The 5698-nt window shown below is 36.9% G+C and carries 6 protein-coding genes; all 6 read right to left on the bottom strand.

From position 1 onward, the window contains the following. Positions 1 to 276: 276 nt before the first annotated feature. Entirely contained in the window at positions 277 to 768 is a 492-nt protein-coding gene (locus MV589_RS05705; protein WP_297432912.1) for an RDD family protein, read from the bottom strand. Continuing rightward, complete coding sequence (gene guaB, locus MV589_RS05700; RefSeq protein WP_297432910.1) at positions 761 to 2206, bottom strand: IMP dehydrogenase; 1446 nt, start codon at positions 2204 to 2206, stop codon at positions 761 to 763. Before guaB ends, MV589_RS05705 begins: the two co-directional genes overlap by 8 nt. A 57-nt stretch (positions 2207 to 2263) precedes the next feature. After that, complete coding sequence (locus tag MV589_RS05695) at positions 2264 to 2704, bottom strand: hypothetical protein (RefSeq protein ID WP_297432908.1); 441 nt, start codon at positions 2702 to 2704, stop codon at positions 2264 to 2266. Beyond that, complete coding sequence (locus MV589_RS05690; protein ID WP_297432906.1) at positions 2704 to 3114, bottom strand: hypothetical protein; 411 nt, start codon at positions 3112 to 3114, stop codon at positions 2704 to 2706. The genes MV589_RS05695 and MV589_RS05690 overlap by 1 nt, the downstream gene beginning before the upstream one ends. A gap of 51 nt (positions 3115 to 3165) precedes the next feature. Next, complete coding sequence (gatA, locus tag MV589_RS05685; RefSeq protein WP_297432905.1) at positions 3166 to 4509, bottom strand: Asp-tRNA(Asn)/Glu-tRNA(Gln) amidotransferase subunit GatA; 1344 nt, start codon at positions 4507 to 4509, stop codon at positions 3166 to 3168. Between the two features lie 119 nt (positions 4510 to 4628). Then, a partial coding sequence (locus tag MV589_RS05680; RefSeq protein ID WP_297432904.1) for a class I tRNA ligase family protein occupies positions 4629 to 5698 on the bottom strand: 1070 nt, incomplete at its 5' end.

Raw genomic sequence — 5698 nt, 5'->3', positions numbered from 1 at the left:
TAACGGACTTAGAAATTGGAGTGAAATTTATCCTCAACTTTGTATATTTTTCAGCGAAATTATGGAAAAATATACAAGATAATTAAATGGGCTGGAGGTGGTTTACACAGTTTATTTTACAGGCTCCCGACTGTTAATCACTTGGTCACTGGTTCGAATCCAGCATCCGGAGCCACTTCATTCTAAACTCCTAAATTAACGACATTCAAACAACTTTTACATTATTCGGTGTCATTTCGGTGCCATTAAATATTTCCTAAATAAGACGTTCTTTTTCTAATCTTTCACTTCATATATAACTGCAGTACCTGCTAAGAGGTCGTGTAGAGCTCTTTTGTCTTTTCTAAACGCAACCATTAGAAAACCAATAAAGAAGAGCATAGAGGGAATATAACCTAGCGAACGGGTAATGGCTTGTTTGTTTGTTATATCATTATATGTTTTTGTATCTACGATTTTAATATGTACAAATTTCTTTCCGGGTGTTGCTCCACGCCATTTTTCCCAAAAAAGTATGGTAATAACAAAAACAGATATTTCAAAGAGTATTTCCCAAGAAAATGAGGTATGTGGTTGGCTGTCAAGTGCATGTGGATTACCACTCATTGCCATTTGTATGTTTTGTTGGTACTGTGCAAAGTCAAACCAGTTGCCATCACTTAAAAAGTAGATGAGTATGCCAACTGGTAGAGCGAGAAAGAGGGTATCTAAAAATGAAGCGATAAAACGGATCCAAAAACCCGCATATCGAACTTCAGAGTTAGACATGGTAGTTAGGTGCTTCTTGTGTGATGATTACATCATGAACATGAGACTCTTTAAGCCCTGCAGATGTAATTTCAACGAATTCTGATTTATCCCAGAATGCTTCTATACTTTCGCTACCACAGTAACCCATAGATGAACGAAGACCACCCATCATTTGGTGAACAATACCGGCAATAGAACCTCTAAAAGGTACACGACCTTCAATTCCTTCTGGAACAAGTTTATCAGAAGCAGTTCCTTCTTGAAAATATCTATCTGTACTTCCTTTTTGCATAGCCCCAATACTACCCATACCACGGTATGATTTGTATTGACGTCCTTGGAACATAATAGTATCACCAGGTGATTCTTCAGTTCCCGCAAGCAAAGAACCAGCCATAACACAACTAGCACCAACAGCAAGTGCTTTTGAAATATCTCCAGAGTATTTAATCCCGCCATCGGCGATAACAGGTACACCATGTTTGCGTGCAGCTCCTGCACACTCATCGATTGCAGAGATTTGTGGTACACCAACACCAGCAACTATTCTTGTAGTACAGATTGAACCCGGTCCAATACCAACTTTAACAGCATCAACCCCTGCTTCAATAAGTGCTTCAGTAGCTTCTGCTGTTGCAATATTTCCAGCAATAACATCTACTTCAAGTGTCTCTTTGATTTTTTTAACAGTATCTAAAATACCTTTAGAGTGTCCATGCGCAGAGTCAAGCACAAGTACATCAGCACCTGCATCAACAAGTGCTTTTGCTCTGTCCATTTGTCCAACGCCAATAGCAGCACCAACAACAAGACGACCAAAAGCATCTTTGTTTGAGTTAGGGTACTCAATGCGTTTTTTAATATCTTTAATAGTAATAAGACCTTTTAAAAAGCCTTCATCATCAATAATAGGGAGTTTTTCAATCTTGTTTTTATGCATTATATCTGCTGCATCATCAAGGCTAATACCTTTTGCTGCAGTAATAAGTGGCATTTTTGTCATAACTTCATCAGCGCGTTTACGCATATCTTTTTCAAATCTCATATCACGATTTGTAAGAATACCTAGTAATTTGTTATGCCCATCAACTACAGGAACACCAGAAATTTTGAACTCATTCATAAGCTCTTCCGCATCGGCAAGTGTAGCATCTGGATGGACATAAATAGGGTCAATTATGATGCCACTCTCAGATTTTTTAACTTTTTTCACCTGTTTGCATTGTGTCTCAATATCCATATTTTTATGGATAATTCCTATACCACCAAGTCTAGCCATTGCAATAGCTGCACGGTATTCAGTTACTGTGTCCATGGCAGCTGATACCATAGGGATTTTAAGGCTGATGTTACGAGTAAGTTTTGTCTCAAGTGATACCTCTTTTGGTAATACTTCAGAATATTGTGGTACTAAAAGTACATCTTCAAATGTGAGGGCGCGTTTACGAATTCTCATGGTTATCCTTTTGCAGAGTTATAAAAGTTTGGTGTTTAAAATTTTTGCATTATACCTTTATTGTGCTAAAATAGAAGTAAAATCCAAAAACATAAATTGAGATAAGAAGATTATAATAATTACTAAAATAAATGGGAAAAGATGACTTTTAAATACCCATGGCTGTATACCAAAAAAAACTTGGTTTATACCACGAAAGCCAAGCCATAATCCTAAAAATGCTTTTATAGAGAGGGCAATTTGAAAAGAAGAAAGCCCCTCGGGAGCTATTTCTCCAAAAACTTGTGTAAAAAGATAGCTCCCCGTTATTACCGCGACAATTAAAGCCTTCGGAACTACTTTTCTTACATGCACCATAATCGCTTCGCGAGCTTTTTTATGTTCTTCTTCTGATAAAGATTGTTTCATTTTCATCATAAAAAGATTATCTGTAAAAAGAAATCCTCCATAAATAAAGACCGAGAAGATATGAATAGTGTGAATAATAGTATAAAGCATTATTTATCTTTCTTTGAAGCTTTTCTAAAGAGGTGATAGTTCTCAGACTCAAGCATATCTTCTACATATCCTTTAACACATTTTGTACAGTTTGTCCAAATCCCTGAAGGAAGACGAACTTCAAGCTTTTTCTTTTCACGGAGCTTAATGATTTTCTTTGGCGAGAGAATTTTATTGACAGGAGCAAAATCCACATCTGTTAAATCAATATCATCTTTAAAAAAAATAGTTTGCTTTTTAAAATTTCCCCAACCTGGAATACCATCTTCTGTATAAGGTACTTCATGACCATTTTTAAATTGAACCATCATTTTGTAGTGTGAATCATCAAAAACTTGAGAAACTTTTCCTGCTCCAAAAACAAGTCCATAGAGTTTATCTTTTACTTTTACTTTGTCAAAATATGCCATTTTTTCTCCTTTTGTAAAATAATACTCAATGATTATTTCATTTTGGTTACATTATGCTTTATAAGCAACTGCATCTTCTAAACTTAACGCCCCATCAAAGAGTGTTTGTTCATCATACGCTTTTGCAATAAGCTGTAGACCCAGCGGCATACCTTCACTGTTTTTCATGATAGGGAGTGAAAGGGCTGGAAGTCCTGCAAGATTGACACTAATGGTATAAAGGTCACTCAAGTACATATCCATAGGGTTTGCGAGTGCACCAAACTTTGGTGCAACAGTTGGTGCAACAGGAGAGAGAATCAAATCAACATCATTGAAAATCTTTGCATACTCATCTTTAATAAGGTGACGTGTTTTTTGTGCTTTTACATAGTATGCTTCATAGTAACCACTTGAGAGTACAAAGTTTCCAAGTAAAATTCTGCGTTTAACTTCATCACCAAAGCCTTCACTTCTTGTGTTGTAGTAGGTCTCTTCAAGGTTTTTTCCCTCAACACGGTTTCCATAACGTACGCCATCATAACGACCAAGATTTGTTGTTGCTTCTGCTGTTGCTGTAATATAGTATGCAGAGATGTCATATTTTGCATCCATCATCTCTTTTTCAACTATACTGTGGCCTTGAGATTTTAGTGCTTCTATTGCTTTTTCATAGGCTGCTTTTACATCATCACTTGCATTTTCGATGTACTTAGGAAGCACGGCAATAGTGAGTTTTCTCGCTGCGTTTAGATTTGGCACTACTTTGTCATCTTTCATTGCGTTTGTAGAGTCTTTTTCATCGCTACCACTGATGATATCATATAAAATCGCTGCATCTTCGACATTTTGCGTCATAGGTCCTATTTGGTCTAAACTTGAAGCGTATGCTCCAAGACCATAACGGCTTACGCGTCCATAAGTTGGTTTCATCCCGACTATACCACAGTAGGCTGCAGGCTGACGAATAGAACCACCAGTGTCTGAACCAAGTGCAGCTATGGCAAGACCCGCACCAACTGCCGCAGCACTTCCTCCAGAACTTCCACCTGGTACTTTGTCGTTTGCATGTGGATTTTGTGTTTTACCATAAAAGCTAGACTCAGTAGTAGAACCCATCGCAAACTCATCCATATTTGTACGTCCAAAAGGGCTTAAACCTGCCTCTTTGAGCTTCTCTATAACTGTTGCATTATAGGGTGAAATGTAACCTTGTAAAATCTTACTTCCTGAAGTTACAGACCAACTTTTTACCTGGATGTTATCTTTGATGGCGATTGGCACACCTTCGCCAACATTCTCTACATCTATATATGCATTGAGTTCTTTGTTTAGTTCAATCTTTTTACGAAGCTCATTTTTAAAATTTTCTAGTTCTTCTTTGCTAAGGCTGAGCGCTTCTTTGAGTGTTATCACTTCTTTTCCTCTTACTTATTTATTTGAATTTTTTTACAAGAAATATGCCAATACCCACAACAACAAATATGAGAGCAATTGACTCTGCAATAAATGAAAATGTTACAGGTTCACTGAAATTAGGCATTTACAACACTTTGGCAACGAGTACAGAGAGAATCTTCTTCTTTTGCTTGGTATTTCCAACATCTTGGACATTTGTGTGCTGTTGCTTTTGCTATAGAGAATGTATCATCATCAAGTGTAAAGCTTCCAAGAATATTCTCTTCAGGTTTGTCCTCTAAGATTCCAGAAACAACAAACCAATCTTCGGCATCAACTCTGTTCATATCCAGTACAGTTTTTGATTCTGTGTAAATGACAAGTTCAAGTGTTGATTTGATGAGTTTTTCTTTTTTAAGTCCATCTACAACTGCTCCAAAACCTTCACGCGCTTTTACCATATATGCAGCATCAAAAGGAGTTTTGACTGCATTTAATGGAGAGTATGTCATATCAAAAATATCTTGGGCATCACCTTTGATTATAGCAGGTGCATTTTCGACTATTTCATCTGCTGTATATGTTAAGATAGGTGCCATAAGTGTAAGCAGTGTTTTTGTTATCATAGCCATTGCACTTTGACTTGCACGACGACGTTTAGAATCTTTTGCATTACAGTACAAGTTGTCTTTTGTCATATCAATGTACATACCACTGAGTTCATTCACTATGAAATTATTGAGTGTACTCATACCGTTTACAAAATTGTATTCCGAGAATTGTTTATGTACTTCTGTTAAAACATCTGCAGTTACACTAAGAATCCATTTGTCTAAATCACCCATCTCTTCGTTAGGAGTCAGTGTATCTAGGTCATTAATATTTGCCAACATAATTCTAAAAGTATTTCTTAGTTTACGGTAGTTTTCACTTGTCTGCTTTAAGATGCCTTGAGAGATTTTTAGATCTCCCTGATAATCAGATGAAGCTACCCATAAACGCAGTATTTCACTTCCATATTCTTTAAGAACTTTTTCAGGTGCAATTACATTGCCTTTAGATTTAGACATCTTTTCACCTTTTTCATCGACTGTGAAACCGTGAGTAAGCACACCTTTGTATGGCGCTTTGTGCTGTACGGCAGATGATAGGAAGAGTGAAGACTGGAACCAACCACGGTGTTGGTCACTTCCCTCAACATATAAAT

The organism is Sulfurimonas sp., from assembly GCF_026991475.1.
Lineage (GTDB): Bacteria > Campylobacterota > Campylobacteria > Campylobacterales > Sulfurimonadaceae > Sulfurimonas.
This window is presented reverse-complemented; position numbering and strand designations above follow the sequence as displayed.

What these genes read in the sequence shown, in the direction of transcription:
- MV589_RS05705 (WP_297432912.1), bottom strand. Translation starts at nt 768, where the DNA reads ATGTCTAACTCTGAAGTTCGATATGCGGGTTTTTGGATCCGTTTTATC.
- guaB (WP_297432910.1), bottom strand. Translation starts at nt 2,206, where the DNA reads ATGAGAATTCGTAAACGCGCCCTCACATTTGAAGATGTACTTTTAGTA.
- MV589_RS05695 (WP_297432908.1), bottom strand. Translation starts at nt 2,704, where the DNA reads ATGCTTTATACTATTATTCACACTATTCATATCTTCTCGGTCTTTATT.
- MV589_RS05690 (WP_297432906.1), bottom strand. Translation starts at nt 3,114, where the DNA reads ATGGCATATTTTGACAAAGTAAAAGTAAAAGATAAACTCTATGGACTT.